This window comes from Bradyrhizobium sp. USDA 4353, assembly GCF_054063215.1.
In genome coordinates this window covers 553769-571462 of record NZ_JBSSGB010000001.1, presented here as the reverse complement: position 1 = coordinate 571462, position 17694 = coordinate 553769, and the positions used below count along the sequence as shown (strand labels likewise).

Annotated in this window: 14 protein-coding genes and 1 pseudogene; 6 read left to right on the top strand and 9 right to left on the bottom strand. The window is 66.0% G+C overall.

Annotated features, from left to right (window positions below):
- Positions 1-79 precede the first annotated feature (79 nt).
- From ACVILH_RS02635 to ACVILH_RS02620, 4 genes are all read right to left on the bottom strand, one after another.
- On the bottom strand, positions 80-859 hold the full coding sequence (locus tag ACVILH_RS02635; RefSeq protein ID WP_456711487.1) for an ABC transporter permease: 780 nt from the start codon (positions 857-859) through the stop codon (positions 80-82).
- A complete protein-coding gene (locus tag ACVILH_RS02630) occupies positions 856-1965 on the bottom strand; it encodes an ABC transporter permease (RefSeq protein ID WP_456716857.1) in 1110 nt (369 codons plus the stop codon). Before ACVILH_RS02630 ends, ACVILH_RS02635 begins: the two co-directional genes overlap by 4 nt.
- A gap of 35 nt (positions 1966-2000) precedes the next feature.
- On the bottom strand, positions 2001-3095 hold the full coding sequence (locus ACVILH_RS02625; RefSeq protein ID WP_456711486.1) for an ABC transporter ATP-binding protein: 1095 nt from the start codon (positions 3093-3095) through the stop codon (positions 2001-2003).
- 91 nt (positions 3096-3186) lie between these two features.
- Positions 3187-4188 carry an ABC transporter substrate-binding protein gene (locus tag ACVILH_RS02620; protein ID WP_456716856.1) on the bottom strand — a complete coding sequence of 334 codons (1002 nt, stop codon included), beginning with the start codon at positions 4186-4188 and terminating at the stop codon, positions 3187-3189.
- Between the two features lie 26 nt (positions 4189-4214).
- On the opposite strand from ACVILH_RS02620, the gene ACVILH_RS02615 reads away from it, so the two are divergent.
- On the top strand, positions 4215-4724 hold the full coding sequence (locus ACVILH_RS02615; RefSeq protein WP_456711485.1) for a hypothetical protein: 510 nt from the start codon (positions 4215-4217) through the stop codon (positions 4722-4724).
- Positions 4725-4951: 227 nt separating this feature from the next.
- Here ACVILH_RS02615 and ACVILH_RS02610 read toward each other — a convergent pair whose 3' ends face one another.
- Together ACVILH_RS02610 and ACVILH_RS02605 are read right to left on the bottom strand one after the other, a co-directional pair.
- Positions 4952-8134 (bottom strand): efflux RND transporter permease subunit, encoded by a 3183-nt coding sequence (locus ACVILH_RS02610; RefSeq protein WP_456711484.1) that lies wholly within the window; start codon positions 8132-8134, stop codon positions 4952-4954.
- Between the two features lie 254 nt (positions 8135-8388).
- Positions 8389-9621 (bottom strand): efflux RND transporter periplasmic adaptor subunit, encoded by a 1233-nt coding sequence (locus ACVILH_RS02605; RefSeq protein ID WP_456711483.1) that lies wholly within the window; start codon positions 9619-9621, stop codon positions 8389-8391.
- Positions 9622-9812: 191 nt separating this feature from the next.
- Here ACVILH_RS02605 and ACVILH_RS02600 point away from each other — a divergent pair, with 191 nt between their 5' ends.
- From ACVILH_RS02600 to ACVILH_RS02585, 4 genes and pseudogenes are all read left to right on the top strand, one after another.
- Entirely contained in the window at positions 9813-10445 is a 633-nt protein-coding gene (locus tag ACVILH_RS02600) for a TetR/AcrR family transcriptional regulator (protein ID WP_456711482.1), read from the top strand.
- A 29-nt stretch (positions 10446-10474) separates the two neighbouring features.
- On the top strand, positions 10475-10762 hold the full coding sequence (locus ACVILH_RS02595) for a type II toxin-antitoxin system Phd/YefM family antitoxin (protein ID WP_456711481.1): 288 nt from the start codon (positions 10475-10477) through the stop codon (positions 10760-10762).
- Positions 10763-10770: 8 nt separating this feature from the next.
- A complete protein-coding gene (locus ACVILH_RS02590; protein WP_456711480.1) occupies positions 10771-11226 on the top strand; it encodes a plasmid maintenance toxin (PemK-like) in 456 nt (151 codons plus the stop codon).
- Positions 11227-11364: 138 nt separating this feature from the next.
- Positions 11365-12841: pseudogene (locus tag ACVILH_RS02585) on the top strand (M81 family metallopeptidase).
- A gap of 188 nt (positions 12842-13029) precedes the next feature.
- Here ACVILH_RS02585 and ACVILH_RS02580 read toward each other — a convergent pair.
- Positions 13030-14703 carry an MFS transporter gene (locus ACVILH_RS02580; protein ID WP_456711479.1) on the bottom strand — a complete coding sequence of 558 codons (1674 nt, stop codon included), beginning with the start codon at positions 14701-14703 and terminating at the stop codon, positions 13030-13032.
- Positions 14690-15820 carry an HlyD family secretion protein gene (locus tag ACVILH_RS02575; RefSeq protein ID WP_456711478.1) on the bottom strand — a complete coding sequence of 377 codons (1131 nt, stop codon included), beginning with the start codon at positions 15818-15820 and terminating at the stop codon, positions 14690-14692. Before ACVILH_RS02575 ends, ACVILH_RS02580 begins: the two co-directional genes overlap by 14 nt.
- A 504-nt stretch (positions 15821-16324) precedes the next feature.
- Here ACVILH_RS02575 and galE point away from each other — a divergent pair.
- On the top strand, positions 16325-17320 hold the full coding sequence (gene galE, locus ACVILH_RS02570) for a UDP-glucose 4-epimerase GalE (protein WP_456711477.1): 996 nt from the start codon (positions 16325-16327) through the stop codon (positions 17318-17320).
- Positions 17321-17349: 29 nt separating this feature from the next.
- On the opposite strand, the gene ACVILH_RS02565 is transcribed toward galE, so the two are convergent.
- Entirely contained in the window at positions 17350-17682 is a 333-nt protein-coding gene (locus ACVILH_RS02565; protein WP_456711476.1) for a hypothetical protein, read from the bottom strand.
- Positions 17683-17694: the final 12 nt, after the last annotated feature.

Genomic DNA, 17694 nt, shown 5'->3' with positions numbered 1-17694 from the left:
TGGTGAGGAGCGCCGCAGTTGCGGCGCGTCTCGAACCATGAGGCCGCGCTGTGGCGGCGCGTGTGCTAAGGTCAGCGCGTCACGCCGTCCGCCGCCGGATCGCCAGCATCGCGAGCGACAGCACGATGGTGCCGACGATGAAGACCGCGGCGGCCGAGACGATCGCCGGGCTGATGTTCTCGCGGATCGTGGCGAACATCTGCCGTGCCAAAGTGCGCTGGTTGGGGCCGGCGACGAACAGGGTCAGCACGACCTCGTCGAGCGAGGTGGCGAAGGCGAACAGCGCGCCGGAAATGATGCCGGGGAGTGCGATCGGCAGGGTGACGGAGAACAGCACGGTGGGCGGCGCGGCGCCGAGGCTGGCGGCGGCCTGCTCGAGGCGGATATCGACGCCCTGCAAGGCCGAGGAGACGTTGACCAGCACGAACGGCACGGCCACCACGGTGTGGGCGATGATGACGCCGAGATAAGTGTTGGTGAGGCCGTAGCGCGCGAACATCAGCTGCATGCCGACGCCGAGCACCACGGCGGGAACGACCATCGGCAGCAGGAAAACGGTGCGCAAGGTCGAGACCAGCAGGGACGCGCGCTTGCCGCGCAGGCCGAGCGGGGCGAGCGTGCCGAGCAGGGTCGCGAGCAGCGTGGTGCCAGAGCCGATCAGCAGGCTGTTGACGATCGATAGCCGCCAGGAGTCGGCGGTGACGAGCTCCTTGAACCAGCGCGTCGAATAGCCCGGGATGGGATAGTTGAGGAACACGCTGTCGGTGAGTGACAGCGGCAGCAAGGCGACGAGCGGGCCGAGCAGGAAGATCACCACGAGCGCGGCGAACACGAGCTTGATAATCGGCAGCGGCCTCATGCGCGCTGCTCCTCGACCGTCAGGCGCATATAGATGGCATAGAGCAGGATGGTCATCGCCAGCAGCACCAGGCCGAGCGCGCCGGCCATGCCCCAGTTGGCCGCGCCGGTCGCGTAATAGGCGATCACCGACGAGATCATCTGGTCGTTGGCGCCGCCGATCAGCGCGGGGGTGATGTAGTAGCCGAGCGCCGCCATGAACACGAGCAGCGCGCCCGAGACGACGCCGCGCATCGACAGCGGCAGCAGCACGTGAAAGAAGGCGCGCAAGGGATGGGCGCCGAGCGAGGCTGCGGCCGGCATCAGATTGCGCGGGATCGCGATCAGCACGCTGAAGATCGGCAGCACCATGAACGGCAGCAGGACATGGGTCATCGCGATAACCACGCCGAGACGGTTGAACATCAGCGGGATCGGCGCAGATGTCAGGCCGAGCCCCTTCAAGGTCGCGTTGATCAGGCCGTTGTCCTGCAGCACGACATACCACGCCGCGGTGCGCACCAGCAGCGAGGTCCACAGCGGCAGCAGCACGGCGCCGAGCAGGATCTGCCGGCGCCAGCCCTCGACGGACGCCGCGACCATCGCATAGGGCAGGCCGATCAGGATGCAGGCGAGCGTGACCAGCGCCGAGGTGACGAAGGTCCGGATCATGATCAGCCGGTTGGCCGAGGCGCCCTCGGGCATCGCCGCGATGCTGCCCGAGGCATTGCGCTCGAGATCGACAGCGGCGAGCAGGTTCTTGTCGGTCCAGGGCGAGGCGACGGCCTCGGCAATCGTCGTCCAGTAGGAGGTCTCGCTCCAGCGCGAGTCGATGTTTGCGAGATCAACCGCGCTGCTGCCATCGAGCGCACGGCGGGTCTTGCCGAGCAGGCTGCGGAAGCCGGACTGGGCGCTGTTGAGGCGGCGGACGAGGTCGCCGAATTGTTCGTCATTCTTTAATGCGCGGATGTCCTCGGCGAAGGCCGCCTGCGTCGATGCGGGCAGCGCGCCCATGCGGTCCCAGCCCGACAATGCTTTCGCCGTGCGGGGCAGCGCCTCGGTCGCGACCGGATCGGAGACCGCCGACTTCATCATCGTCACCAGCGGCACGACGAAGAACGACAGCATGAACGCCAAGAGCGGCGCGAGCAGCAGGGCGGCCCTCAGGCGCTGGCTGAGGACTGGTCGCATGATCCCACCACCCAGACATCCGACGCGGCAAAGGACAGCGCCACCTCGCGGCCGATCTCCGCCGCCTCGCTCATGCGGTCGCCCTTGATGATCAGCCGCTGCTCGCCGACAGCAGCGACGAGGCGCATGTGATCGCCGAAATAGACGGCGTCAAGAATCCGCGCGGTGACGCGGTTCGCGGTTGCCGCGGCGTGATCGTTGATCCGGATCGCCTCGGGGCGGATCGACACACGCACCTTGCCGCCGTCGATGAGTCCCGCGCCGGCATGGGCCGACAGCGTCAATCCGGAGTCGGTCGTCAGCCGCGCCGCATCGTCGGTGTGGGCGTCGACCTTGCACGAGAGCAGGTTGGTCTCGCCGATGAACTCGGCGACGAACGGCGTGCGCGGCAGCTCATAGATCTCGCGCGGCGTGCCAATCTGCTCGATCTTGCCGTGGTTGAACACGGCGATGCGGTCGGACATCGTCAGCGCCTCGTCCTGGTCGTGGGTGACGAACACGATGGTGAGGCCGAGTCGGCGGTGCAGGTCGCGGATGTCGAGCTGCATCTGCTCGCGCAGCTTCTTGTCGAGCGCGCCGAGCGGCTCGTCCATCAGCACCACCTGCGGCTCGAACACCAGCGCGCGCGCCAGCGCCACGCGCTGCTGCTGGCCGCCTGAGAGCTGCGTCGGCTTGCGCTCGGCCATCGCGGAGAGCTTGACCATGTCGAGCACGCGCGCGACGCGCGTGGCGATCTCGGCCCTGGGCGTGTTCCGCATCTTCAGCGGAAAGGCGATGTTGTCGCGCACGTTCATATGCGGAAACAGCGCGTAGTTCTGGAACACCACGCCCATGTTGCGCTTGTGCGGCGGCAGCCCGTCGACTCTCACTCCGCCGACTTCGATCGTGCCGCTGGTTGCCTGCTCGAAGCCGGCGAGCATCATGAGAAGCGTGGTCTTGCCGGAGCCGGAGGGGCCGAGCAGGGCGATGAACTCGCCTCTGGTGATGTCGAGATCGAGATGGTCGACGACGGTCAGCGGGCCGAAGCGCTTGACCACCTGCCGGAACGAGATGAAGGGGGTGTCCATGACGGAGGCTTTCGGCGCCAATCGCGCCGGTACGCTTGCACGTTAAGGCGGACGCACGATGCGAGGATCGTGCGTCCGAATCGTCGGGTTCTTAGCGCGCCAGCCAGGCGTTGAAGCGCTTCGACAGCTCTTCCGAATTGTCGGTCCAGAAGCCGACATCGAGCGCGATCGCCTGCTTGAGATTGTCAGGCGTGGTCGGCAGCTCCGCGGCGTATTTCTCCGGCACCAGCTTGGCGGCGGCGATGTTCGGCAGGCCGTAAGCGATGTATTCCGGCAGCTTGGCCTGGTTCTCGGCCTGGCTCGCAAAGGCGATGAAATTCATCGCCGCGTCCTTGTTCGGCGAGCCCTTCAGCACCACCCAGCTGTCGACCGCGTAGATGCTGCCCGGGAAGACGAAGCCGAAATGCTTGCCCTCGGTGCGGTTGATCGCGGTGATGCGGCCGTTATAGACCGAGGTCATCGCCACCTGGCCCGATGACAGCAGCTGCAGCGGCTGCGCGCCGGCCTCCCACCAGACGATATCGGCTTTCAGCGCATCGAGCTTCTTGAAGGCGCGCTCGACGCCCTCCTTGGTCTTCAGCACCTTGTAGACGTCGGTGGCCGGCACGCCATCGGCCATCAGCGCGAATTCGAGCGTGTACTTGGCGCCCTTGCGCAGGCCGCGCTTGCCCGGAAACTTGGTCGTGTCCCAGAAATCAGCCCAGGTCTTCGGGCCGTCCTTGATCTTGTCGCCGTCGAACGCCATGCCGGTGGACCAGACGATGGCGCCGACGCCGCAATCGCTGACGCCGGCCGGAATGAAGCCGTCCTTGCCGCCGAGCTTGCTCCAGTCGATCTTCTCATAGATGCCGTCGCTGCAGCCGAGCTCGAGCTCCTCGGCCTCGACCTGCACCGCATCCCAGTTCGGCACGCCGGCCTTGACCTTGGCCTGCAGCACGCCATAGCCGCCGTCCCAGCTCTCGTCGAGCACGGTGGCCCCGAGCTTGGCGGCAAACGGCTGGAAGTAGATCTTGCGCTGCGCGTCCTGGTAGTTGCCGCCCCACGACACGACCGTGAGGTCGCGCGCCTCTGCCGACGCGGCAAGCGCGAGCATCGCAGCCGCGGCCACCAGCACAGTGCGTGAACCAGGTCGCATCGCGCGTGCCCGGTCCGTTCTGGTTGACGCCGTTGCAGTCCGAAGGCTGGTTCGCAGAGAAAACATGCTCAATGATCCGTCGCACTTTGAAAGGTGCAAAAAAGCTATCGGCTGCCCATTCCGCTGGCAAGCGCGAGTTTTCACCGGATGTTGATGCTATTTTGGCGTTAGCGCCATGCGAAACGGCACTGCAACAGCGTGACGTCGGGATGGCTGCGGGAATGCTCGGTCGGCGTCGACAGACCAGCGCCGGCTTAAAGGCCGGCGCCGCAGCCGTCGCGCTCCGGGCAGATCTGCGACAGCGATGGGTCGCACGAATTATCGACGACCAAGCCGACCGTGGGGCGTGCGCTGACAGCGGCGCTGGCCGGGCCCGCCAGATGGCGGAATGCGCGATGCGCGCCGATGCGCTGAAAACCTTCGGCCGTCTTCATGAGCCGGGCTGCGACCATTTGATTCAAAAAATCCATGCTGCAACTCCTTGGTCAAATTGACCCGGCGGCCTGGTGCGGGACAGGCCGCCGGGTCGGCGCAACGTGCTGGAGTTGGCGTCCTCCATCTCGCTGCGCTGGTCTGTGATCCGGTTCACATCTTGCGAAAATTGATCGTGCACCGGATCATCGGGGGAAGCGTGATGAGGACGCCAACCGTCACTTGCCTGTACGTAAAAGAGACGATCGCGTTTCTCCGTGTCCGACATCACGCTTGTTCACATCGGCGTTTACTCCGCGGGTTGAGCCGCCACGGTGCCGTGGCCGCCATGCTGGGTGAGCGGCCTCATGCCGGTCAGCGTCCGCAGCAGCACGTAGAACACGGGCGTCAGGAACAGGCCAAAGACGGTCACGCCGATCATGCCTGAGAACACCGCCACACCCATCGCGCGCCGCATCTCCGAGCCGGCACCGGTCGACAGCACCAGCGGCAGCACGCCCATGATGAAGGCCATCGAGGTCATCAGGATCGGCCGCAGCCGCAGCCGGCTGGCCTCGATCGCCGCGCGCAGCGGCGTGCGTCCGGCGAATTCGAGCTCGCGCGCGAATTCGACGATCAGGATCGCGTTCTTGGCGGAGAGGCCGACGAGCACGATCAGGCCGATCTGGGTGAAAATGTTGTTGTCGCCCTTCGAGATCCAGACGCCGGCCATCGCCGCCAGCAGCGCCATCGGCACGATCATCAGGATCGCCAGCGGCAACGTCAGGCTCTCATAGAGCGCAGCCAGCACCAGGAACACCAAGAGGATCGCCAGCGGGAAGACCCAGAGGCCGGAATTGCCGGCGATGAACTCCTGATAGGTCAGGTCGGTCCATTCGAAAGCAAATCCAGGAGGCAGCACCTCGGCCGCGATCTTCTCGGCCGCCGCCTGCGCCTGACCAGAGGAGAAGCCGGGCGCGGCTGCGGCGTTGATGTCCGAGGACAGGAAGCCGTTGTAGCGGATGGCGCGCTCGGGACCTGCGCTCTGCCGGACGTTGAGCAGCGCCGACAGTGGCACCATCTCGCCGGAGGACGAGCGCACCTTCAGCTGACGGATGTCGTCGGCGCGGGCCCGGAACGGCGCGTCGGCCTGCACGCGCACCGAATAGGTGCGGCCGAATTTGTTGAAGTCGTTCACGTAGTAGGAGCCGAGGTAGATCTGCAGGGTGTTGAACACCTCCGTGACGGGGACGCCGAGCTGCAGCGCCTTGGTGCGGTCGATGTCGGCGAACAGCTGCGGCACGTTGACCTGGAAGCTCGAGAACGCGCCGGCGATCTCCGGTGACTTCTGCAGGGCGCCCATGAAGGCGGTGGTGACGTCATTCAGCGCGTCGTAGCCGCGGCCGGCGCGATCCTCGATCTGCAGCTTGAATCCGCCGATCGTGCCCAAGCCGTTGACCGGCGGCGGCGGGAACATCGCGATGAAGGCGTCCTGGATGCCGGCGTATTTCTTGTTGAGCTGCATCGCCAGCGCCGGTCCCGACAACGACGGATCCTTGCGCTCGTCGAACGGCTTCAGCCCTGAGAACACGATGCCTGCGTTGGAGGAGTTGGTGAAGCCGGAGATCGACAGGCCGGGAAAGGCAATCGAGCTTTCGACACCGGGCTGGGTCAGCGCGATGTCGCTCATCTTGCGGATCACCTCCTCGGAGCGGTCGAGCGTGGCGCCGTCGGGCAGGCGGGCGAAGCCCACCAGATATTGCTTGTCCTGGCCTGGCACGAAGCCGCCCGGCACCTGCTTGAACAGGAAGGCGGTGGCGCCGATCAGCAGCACGTAGAGGACCATCACGGCGGCCTTGCCGCCGATCACCCGGGAGACGCTTCCGCTGTAATTGTCGGAGGCGCGGACGAAGGCGCGGTTGAAGCCGCGGAAGAACCAGCCGAGCGAGCGGTCGAGGATGCGGGTGAGGCGGTCCTTCGGATCGTGGTGGCCCTTGAGCAGCAGCGCCGACAGCGCCGGCGACAGAGTCAGCGAGTTCACCGCCGAGATCACGGTGGAGATCGCAATCGTCAGCGCGAACTGCTTGTAGAACTGACCCGTGAGGCCGGAGATGAAGGCGAGCGGCACGAACACCGCGACCAGCACCAGCGCGATCGCGATGATCGGCCCGGACACCTCGCGCATCGCCTGATAGGTGGCGTCGCGCGGCGACAGCCCCGATTCGATGTTGCGCTCGACATTCTCGACCACGACGATGGCGTCGTCGACGACGATGCCGATCGCCAGCACCAGGCCGAACAGGCTAAGCGCGTTGATCGAGAAGCCGAACAGATGCATCACCGCGAAGGTGCCGACGATGGAGACGGGCACCGCCAGCAGCGGGATGATCGAGGCGCGCCAGGTCTGCAGGAACAGGATCACGACGATCACGACCAACAGGATCGCCTCGAACAGCGTGTGCACGACGGCCTCGATCGAGGAGCGCACGAACTGGGTCGGGTCGTAGACGATCTGATACTCGACGCCTTCCGGCATCGTCTTGGCGATCTCGGCCATGGTGGCGCGGACATTGTCGGAGATCTGAAGCGCGTTGGAGCCGGGCGCCTGGAAGATCGGGATCGCCACCGCCTGCTTGTTGTCGAGCAGCGAGCGCAGGCCGTATTCGGAGGCGCCGAGCTCGATGCGCGCGATGTCGCGCAGCCGCGTGACCTCGCCATGGGCGCCGGTCTTCACCACGATGTCGGCGAACTGGTCCTCGTTCGAGAGACGGCCTTCAGCATTGACCGAGAGCTGCAGGTCGAGGCCCTTAACGCTCGGTGACGCGCCGACCACGCCGGCGGCGGCCTCGACGTTCTGCGCCTGGATCGCCTTGACGATGTCGCTGGCGGAGAGACCGTGCTCGGCCGCCTTCTGCGGATCGACCCACACCCGCATCGAATAGTCGCCGGCGCCGAACAGCTGCACGTCGCCGACGCCGTCGATGCGCGCCAGCCTATCCTTGACGTTGAGCACCGCGTAGTTGCGCAAGTAAGTGGTGTCGTAGCGACCGTTGGGCGAGATCAGGTGCACGACCATGGTGAGGTCGGGCGAGCTCTTCTTGGTGATGACGCCGAGCTGGCGCACGACGTTGGGCAGCCGCGGCTCGGCCTGCTGCACCCGGTTCTGCACCAGCTGCGTCGCCTTGTCCGGATCGGTGCCGAGCTTGAACGTGACGGTGAGCGTCATCGCGCCGTCGGTCGTCGCCTGGCTGCTCATATAGAGCATGTTCTCGACGCCGTTGATCTGTTCCTCGATGGGGGTCGCCACCGTCTCGGCGATGACCTTCGGATTGGCGCCGGGATAGGTCGCGCGCACCACCACGGAGGGCGGCACGACGTCGGGATATTCCGAGATCGGCATCGAGAACAGGGCGATTAGTCCGCCGAGAAAGATGAGCGTCGACAGCACGCCTGCGAAGATCGGCCGGTCGATGAAGAATTTGGAGAGGTTCATGGGAGGCCCCGTGGTCGGGAAGGTCAGCGTGTGGCTGACGTTGTTAGTTGTCTTGATCGGTCGGGCTGCGAGCTCGGTCTGCGCCTCTCCCCGCTTGCGGGGAGAGGTCGGATTGCATCGCCAGATGCAATCCGGGTGAGGGGGCTCTCCGCACGGTCGGTGGGTGTGGCTGCCCCTCACCCCAACCCTCTCCCCGTAAAGAACGGGGAGAGGGAGCACACCGCCTGCGTCGAACTAGAGTCGACTAATCATGATCAGCGCTGCGCCATCTGCTTCGTGTTGGCCCCATCCCTTGCGCCCATCGCGGCCACCTGCGTCTTGAGCAGTGCGCCTGGCCGCACCCGCTGCAGGCCGTTGACCACCACACGCTCGCCGGGCTTCAGCCCGGCCGAAATGATCCGCAATCCCTCGACGCTGCCGCCGAGTGTCACCGGGCGGTACACCGCGCGCTCGTCGTCGCCGACGACCATCACGAATTTCTTGTCCTGGTCGGTGCCGATGGCGCGCTCGTCGAGCAGCACCAGGGATTGCTGCTGCGGCTGGCCCATGCGGACGCGGGCGAACTGGCCGGGGATCAAGGTGCCGGTCTCGTTCTTGAACACGGCGCGGACGCGGATCGTGCCGGTCTGGCCCTGGACCTGGTTGTCGATCAGCTGGATATGGCCTGACGCGGTGATGCCGCCCGACGTCGTCATCTCCACGGGAATGCGGTCGAGATTGCCGCGCTTGCCGGAGGCGTCGGCCACGGCGGCCAGCGCGCGCAGCACGACGTCCTCGGTGGCGTCGAAGCTCGCATAGATTGGATTGACGGAGACCAAATTGGTCAGAACCGGCGAAGCCGATCCGGCGGCGACGAGGTTGCCGACGGTGACCTCGATGCGGCCGACGCGGCCGTCCACCGGCGCGCGGACCTGGGTGTAGTCGAGATTGAGCTTGGCCGTCTGAAGCGTCGCCTCCGCCGCCTTGACGTTGGCGATCGCCTCGCGATTGCCGTTGTCGCGCTGGTCGTAGTCGCGCTTTGTCACGATGGAATTGCCGACCAGCTGCGCGCCGCGCTCGAGTTCATTGGCGGCAAAGGAGGCGCGGGCGCGGGCGGCGTCGAGCTGCGCCTGGGCGCGATCGACCTCGGCGGCGTAAGGCGCGGGATCGATCTTGAACAGGACATCACCGGCCTTCACGAGGGAGCCCTCGGTGAAATTGGTGGCGAGGATGGCGCCGGCGACGCGCGGCCGGACCTCGACCCGCTCGACCGCTTCGAGCCGGCCGGAGAACTCGTCCCACAGGCTCGCCTTGCGCGGCTCGATGACGGAGACCGTCACCGGGACGGCCTGCTCCGGCGCGGCGGCGTGAGCCGCCTGCGGCACGGGACTGAAATGGAAGTACTGCGAGCCGGCGTAAGAACCGGCAGCAATCAACACGCCGGCGACGGCGACGGTGCTCAGCCACCGGTTCAGGCGGCTCGGGGAACTTGTCTCAGGCGAAGGCATTGTCGCGCTCCAGATTTGTAGTGCTCGCTACAAATGTGGCGCTGGCAACTCGTTCGCAAGAGACTTATGTAACGGATGCTACGAAAATCCTAGATGGAACTTTGGCGGCTGCGGCAGATCAAAGAAATGGCTAGGAATCGCAAATAGATAAGAATCAGTCGGGGCGGAGACGAAAACAGGAGTTTTGCACAATGGGCGTCGGACGGCCCCGGAATTTCGATCGCGACACCGCGCTGGACCAGGCGATGGAGGTGTTCTGGCGTCATGGCTATGAGGGCGCGACCATCGCCCAGCTCACCGACGCCATGGGCATCAACCCGCCGAGCCTCTATGCCGCCTTCGGCAGCAAGGAGGCGCTGCTCAAGGCCGCGCTCGACCGCTACACCCAGCGCCGCGAAGAGTGGATGGAGGAGGTGCTGGGCGCGCCGACCGCCCGCGAGGTCACCGCGCGGATGCTGATGGGCGTCGCCGAGAAGCAGACCGATCCGTCCAACCCGCCCGGCTGCCTGCTGGTGCTGGGCGGTCTCGCCTGCGGCTCCGGCTCATCCAATGTGCCGTTCGAGCTGGCGGCACGCCGCGCCCAGACCGAGGAGCAACTCCGCCATCGCTTCGAGCGGGCGAAGCAAGAGCGCGACCTCGCCGAGAGCGCCGACCCCGCCGCGCTCGCGCGCTACGTCTCCGCCGTCATCACCGGCATGAGCGTGATGGCGTCCTCAGGCGCCGACCGTCAGTCGCTGGCGCAGGTCGCCGAGGTCGCGATCAAGACCATCGCGGATCAGTCGGTGCGGATCGGATCCATTGAAACAAGCTCTGCGGAGGAATAAATTGGGGTCGGTTCGTTTGGGAGAGTCCCTTGCGCAAATCAGTCGCCGCCTCAGACGTTCAAAAGAACTTCGGCCTTTGGCACGATCAGGCCCTGAAAGAGCCGGTGCAGATCACGCAGTCAGGGCGTGAGACAATCTACCTTGTGTCTGCGGAAACCTTTCACCAGCTCTGGGCTTCCTACAGGCGAGCCGGATCGACACTTGAGCTCTCCGAGGCCGATCTGGCGATGATGGATAACACCGAGGTCCCTCCTGAGCATGATTATGACTACGAGGACGATCCGGACCCGGAGATGAATCCCAGCAACAAGCGCTGAGTTGCACGGTGTTCATTCCCGACGAACCAAAAGTCGGAATGGTCTTGAGCTATTCATTTCTCTGGAAGCATGAGCAGGCCCGGGGAGAGACATCGGGCCGGAAGGACAGGCCGTCGCTGGTCGTCCTCATCAAGACTGACATCGGCCCAGGACGTTTGGTCTATGTGGTGCCGATTACCCACACTGCGCCGTCCGCGAGCGATGTTTCCAAACTCGGAATTCCTGTGTCGATCAAGCAGCGGCTTGGCCTTGACGATGATCGATCGTGGATCGATGTCAGCGAGTACAATGCGTTTGTTTGGCCGGGGCCTGATCTGAGACCCCTCCGCCGACCGGCAGGGCAGCGAGGTTCGTCCGAACCGACCTGCCTCTACGGATATGTGCCGGGCAAATACCTTGCGAAGGTCAGAGAGGCTTTGAATCTTTACCGCCTCTCGCAAAAACCCAACGTGACGTTGAGATAGTTTCAGGCTGCTCCAGCCTAGGAGGCCCCATGCGCTGGGCGACGAGGCGCCCTGCCGCCGTACTGTCTTGTGCTCGCGGGCGCGATGCGGTCCCCTGCGGCCGCCATTGTCATCGCGCCAACCAAGAGCCAATCCTTCATGCGTGTCTTCTCCGCCGCCCTTGCTACCGAGACCAACACCTTTGCGCCGATGCCGACGGGGCTCGGGACCTTCCATGAGCGCGCGTATTTTCCGGGCGGGCCAGCATCCGGACAAGATGCAGATGCATGGCGGGCCGTTGTGGGCAGCGCGGCAGGTCGGGCCGGCCAAGGGATGGACCTTGATCGAGGGCCTGATGGCGGCGGCCGTGCCGAACGGGCTCGTCACCCGCGCGGCGTTCGAGACCTTGCGCGACCAGATCCTCGCCGATCTCAAGGCTGCGCTGCCGATCGACATGGCGCTGATCGGCTTGCACGGCGCGATGATCGCCGACGGCTATGATGATTGCGAGGGCGAGCTGCTGTCGCAGATCCGCAAGATCGCAGGCCCCGACGTTGTGATCGGCGCGACGCTCGATCCGCACGTCCATATGAGCGAGCTGATGGTGGAGAGCGCCGATCTCCTGATCTGCTGGAAGGAATATCCGCACACCGACATCCTGGAGCGCGCGCAGGATCTGGTGAGGCATTGCACCGAGCTGGCCGAAAAGCGGCTGACGCTGCGCAAGGCACTGGTCGACACCGACATGATCGTGACCCTGCACACCACGCGCGAGCCGGTGCGCAGCTTCGTCGATCGCATCACCGCGCTGGAGGGCAAGGACGGCATCGTCTCGGCGTCCATCGTGCACGGCTTCGGCTGGGGCGACACGCCGTCGATGGGTACCAAGGTGCTGGTCTACAGCGATGCCGCCGTCGATCCCGATGGCGCGAAGGCGCAAGCGCTGGCGCGCAAGCTCGCGGACGAGCTGATCGGCATGCGCGAGGCCGTGACCGAGCGCATGCCCGGCGTCGATGCCGCGCTCGACCAGGCGCTCGCCAGGGACGGCACCATCGTGCTCGGCGATGCCAGCGACAATCCCGGCGGCGGCGCGCCCGGCGATTCCACCTTCATCCTGCGCCGCGTGCTCGAGCGGAAGATCGAGAACGTCTGTGTCGGCCCGATGTGGGATCCGATCGCGGTTCGCATCGCCTTCGATGCCGGGGTCGGCGCCAAGCTGCCCTTGCGGATCGGCGGCAAGATCGGCCCGCTGTCGGGTGATCCGGTCGATGCGACCTGGGAGGTCAAGGCGCTGAAGGAGAACATGGTGATGACGGGGCTGGCCGGCACGCCGGCCAAGCTCGGCGATTGCGCGCTGATCGCAACCGGCGGCGTCGAGGTGGTCATCACGACGTTCCGCTGTCAGGCGTTCGGGGAAGACTTCTTCACCCAGCTCGGCTGCGATCCGTCGACCCGCAAGCTCGTGGTGGTGAAATCCGCGCAGCATTTCCGCGCATCGTTCGCGCCGATCGCGGCCGGCATCATCATGGTCGATGCGCCCGGCGTGGTCGCGCGCGATGTGACGAAATTGCCCTACAAGAAGATCAAGCGTCCGAAATGGCCGCTCGACGAGCTGCCGCAACCCTCGCGCGCATGATGTCCCGGAATGCGACGGCGTAGCGTGCTGCCGTTAACGTTCGGAACGCGGCTGGAACGAACCGCGTCCGAATCGCTGGCGAATCACGGTTTGAGATCTGTTCACGGCTAGATGTCGTGGCTCCGCAAGGCGACGCGCAACATGCAGAGCTTGCGCGCGTCTCGTGTGGCTCGTCGTCTGTGCAAACGTTAAACGCGACGGCGTGGGCTGCTCACGTCGCCCGACGATCCGAACCGCCGCATCCACGCGGCGCGCAAGCCGAGCGGCGTCGGCGAGAACGGCCCCTGTGGCGCGCGCGTGATCAGCGCGAGCAGCGCCAGCGCGGCGATGGCCAGCCAGAAGCACAGCCAAAACGCGTCGAGATAAGCGAGCACGTTGGCCTCGCGCTGCACTTGTCCGGCGAGCGTGCCGACGGCGCGGGCCTTGGCTTGTGCACCGCCGTGACTAGCGAAATAGCCGGCGAGTCGTTGCAGCGCGCGGGCGACGTCGCTGTCGCCGCTCTGGATGTTGAGGCCGAGATTGGCCGAATGCACCTGCTCGCGCACCCGCAGCCACGTGCCCATCAGCGCGACGCCGATCTCGGCGCCGCCGAGCCGCATGATCTGGATGTAGGCGGCAAACGAAGTCGCGCGCGCCGGATCGGAATTCGACAGCGCGAGGATGATGATCGGCAGCAGAGTCAGGGCTTGCCCGATTGATTGCAGCACGACGATGCCGATGAAGTCCTCGCGCGCCCAAGCGTGCGTGAGCTGCGTGCCCATCAGATTGGCGGCTGCGAAGGCGCTCAGGCCCAGCACGACGACGATGCGCGGATCGAGATGGCGCAGCATCCAGATCGACAGCGGCACCAGCACGATCATCGGCAGCGCGCCATAGATCAAGAGCAGCGAGCCGCTCTGCTCCGGGCGGAGCTGCGTGATCGTGGCGAGGAAGTTCGGCACCAGCGACGCGTTCGACAGGCTGGTCAGCGTGTACAGCAGGATGACCGCGAGCGAGAGCCCGATGTTACGCGAGAACAGCACGTTGAAATGCGCCCAGGGCTGCGGCGCCAGCGTCTCGTTGACGAGGAAGAGCACGAACAGCACGGCGCCGCTGGCGAGCAGCGCCACCACCGTGCCGGATTGCAGCCAGTCGAGCCGGTTGCCCTGGTCGAGGCCGGCATAGATCATCGCCACCGCGCTGCCGAGCAGCAGCATGCCGCCCCAATCGGCCTTCTCGAGCAGCGCGCGATTGACCGGCTCGGCGGGAGTCCCGAGATAAACCATCAAGGTCATCAGCGGGGCCAGCACGACGCCCTGCCAATACAGCCATTGCCAGCCGAGATGCTCGACATAGAAGCCGACCAGCGAGGTCGACGTGTCCAGCGCGAAGCCGACGCGGATGGAGTAGATCGAGATCGCCGGCAGCCACCAGCGGATCGGCAAATTGCGGAAGATGATCATCAGGGTCGCCGGCACGAAGGTGCCGAGCAGCATGCCGTGGATGATCGCGAGCGTGATCAAAGTGGGGTAGTCGCGCACGAACGGAATGATCAGCGACACCATTGCGTAAATCAGGCTGGGAATGCCGAGCACGCGACGCAGGCCGAACACGGTCGCGAGCCAGGCCACGGCGGGCGCGATGACGATCTGCGAGCCGATCGCGGCGGTCGACAGCCAGGCGCCCTCGTCGAAGCCGAGCGAGAACGCGCCGCGCAGATCGGGCAGGCCGACCGACGTCAGCCGGCTGTCGAAATTGGCGAGGAACGCGCCGAGCAGCACGGCGCCGACCGCGAACAGCGGATGCGTCGCCTGCCCGCCGCGCGACAGCGGCCCGCGATCGGCCGGGTTGATGCTCTCGCTTGTCTTATCACTTGGCGCCATCGGCCGCGCCTGCCGTGCGGATGTGGGTCACCACCGACATGCCCGGCAGCAGCCGGGTGAGCAGCGGCTGGTTGGCGTCGAGCGCGATGCGCACCGGAATGCGCTGCACGACCTTGGTGAAATTGCCGGTGGCGTTGTCGGGCGGCAGCAGCGCGAATTGCGAGCCGGAGGCCGGCGCAATGCGCTCGACCCGGCCGTGCAGCATCTCGCCGGGGAAGGAGTCGACGCTGACGTCGACCGGCTGGCCGGGCGCGACATGCGTGAGCTGCGTCTCCTTGTAGTTGGCGATCACGAACACCTGCGGCAGCGGCACCACCGCGATCAGGCTGCTGCCGATATTGACGTAGTCGCCGGTCTGCACCTGGCGCTGGCCGACGACGCCGTCGAACGGCGCGGTGATCCTGGTGTAGCCGAGCTTGAGGCGGGCGGCGGCGAGCGCTGCCTTGGCGCCGGCGAGGTCGGCGCCGCGCTGCTTCTTGGTGCCGGTGAGCACCTCCAACTGATGACGCTGGGCGGCGATCACGGCGCGGCTGGCGCGCACATCGGCCTGCGCCTTGGCATAGGCGGCCGTGGCCTGCTCCAGCCGCTGCTTGGTGCCGGCCTCGCTCTGCGACAGCGATTGCTGGCGCTCTTCCTCCTGCCGGGCCTGCACCTCGGCGGCGCCTGCAGAGACCTGCTGCGCCTCGGCTTGCGCAATGGTCGCATATTGCAGCTCGACCTGGTTGCTGAGATTGTCGAGTGCCGCCTGCGCGGCCTCGACATTGGCCTCGGCCTGCGAGACCTGCGCCTGGTAGTCGGCCGGATCGATCTGCACCAGGAGATCGCCGGCCTTGACCTGCTGAAAATCGCTGACCGCGACCTTCAGCACCTCGCCGGCGACCCGGCTCGACAACTGAGTGAGGTCGGCGCGGACATAGGCGTCATTGGTGGTCTGCGTGGTGGCGTTGCCGGTCCAGGCATTCCAGCGCGTGGTCGCGAGCGCCACGAAGGCGAGTGCGACGATGACGGCCAGCAGGGGAATCGCGAGGCGCGCCCATAGACCGGGAGCCGCAGCGGGCGAGGGCGGAGGTGCTGCCGCGCGCGAGGCCGCATCGACATTGCTCGATGTTTCACTCAAGACAGGCCTCCGTCGTGCGCCATTCACCGCCCGGACGAGTAGTAGCCCATTCTGCGGGACGTGCCACCTGGACTCCCAGGTGAGGAGATATGCATTCGCAGGTCGTGGTCCCATGCCACGGAACCGGGGTCAGCGACGGCCGAGCGCGATGTCCCGGAATGCGACGCTGATGGCAGGGCCGTTAACGTTCAGAACGCGGCTGGAACGAACCGCGTCCGAATCAGCCGCGACTCACGGTTTGAAATCTGTTCACGGCTAGATGTCGGCGTGATCAGCAGACGCCCGACCACATGCAGCATCCGGCGTGCGCGTCACGCGATGGCGGCGGTGCGCGGAGGTTAACGGCGCCGGCCGGGCGATGCGCGGCTGCGCAAGCATCGCGTGTCGCCTACGGGATCACTGCGATCCGTTGCATTTGCCTCACCTGCAACGTCGACCTATGCTGCCGCGCGTTCTGCGTTCGGGCTCTGCCTTTTCATCTCCACGACGAAAGCATTCGGGCGCATGACAACGAGGGGCGCGTTACTGATCGCCGGCGGTGCCGGCTATATCGGCGCTCATTGCTGCAAGGCGGTCGCCGCGACCGGCTTCACGCCGGTCTGCTATGACGACCTGTCCACCGGCCATCGCAGCTTCGTCCAATGGGGACCGCTTGTCGAAGGCGACATCGCCGACAGCCGCTTGGTCGCGGACACCATCCGGCGATACGATGTTCGGGCGGTGATGCACTTCGCGGCCTCGAGCATCATCGGTGACTCCATCGCCGATCCGCAGACCTATTATCGCAACAATGTCACCGGAGCCCTCGGCCTTCTACAGGGCATGCGCGAGGCCGGCTGCACGTCGATCGTGCTGTCCTCGACCGGCGCCGTCTATGGCGAGGCCGGGCGCGATCCGATTCCGGAAAGCGCGGCGGGACCGGCCATCAATCCCTATGGCCGCTCCAAATACATGATCGAGCAGATCCTGGCCGACTATCGCGCTGCCTACGGCTTCTCGGCCAGCGTGCTGCGCTATTTCAACGCCAGCGGCGCCGATGCAGAGGGGCGGATCGGCGAGCTGCGCAATCCCGAGACGCATCTCATCCCGCGCGCGCTGATGGCGATCCTCGGCCATGTCACGGATTTCGCGATCTTCGGCACCGACTACGACACGCCCGACGGCACCGCGGTGCGCGACTACATCCATGTCGACGATCTCGCCGAGGCGCACATCGCCGCGCTCGTGCGGTTGCTCGAAGGCGGTGCCGGCGGCACCTATAATCTCGGCACCGGGGCCGGCCATTCGGTCCGCGAGGTCGTCGATGCCATCCGGCACGAGACCGACGAGCAGGTCCCGCTGGTTCATCGCGCGCGCCGCGCCGGCGATCCGCCGGTGCTGGTCGCCGATCCACGTCGCGCCCGGCAGGAGCTCGGCTTCCAGGCGCGCTGTTCGGACCTCGGCACGATCATCCGTTCGGCCTGGGCCTGGCACCAGACGGCGCATCCGCGCATCGCCTGAGCGGCGCGTCGGGAAGAGGGCGAGAGCTGCTACGCAGCTGCCGGCGGCGTGTGCGCGAAGGCGTCCATCAGCATCTGCTCCACATGCTCGTCTTCCATCGACCAGCGGCCGATCTCGGCGCCGTCACGGAAGAAGTGGACGCTGTGGACCGGCGAGCGGACATCGTCGCCGCGAATCATCCGGAGCAGGGTCTGCGCCACGCGGCAATGATCGCCGGGCAGCCTGAGGTCGAAGAATGCATCGCCATAGCCCGGCAGCGGAGTGCCGGCCGAATCACGAACTTCCATGCGCAACTGTGCCATGCTCGCATTCAACGACAGGAACGGTTTCCGCCCGGTAAATGCCGCCGGGTCGCGCATCATCTGAAGCGGGCA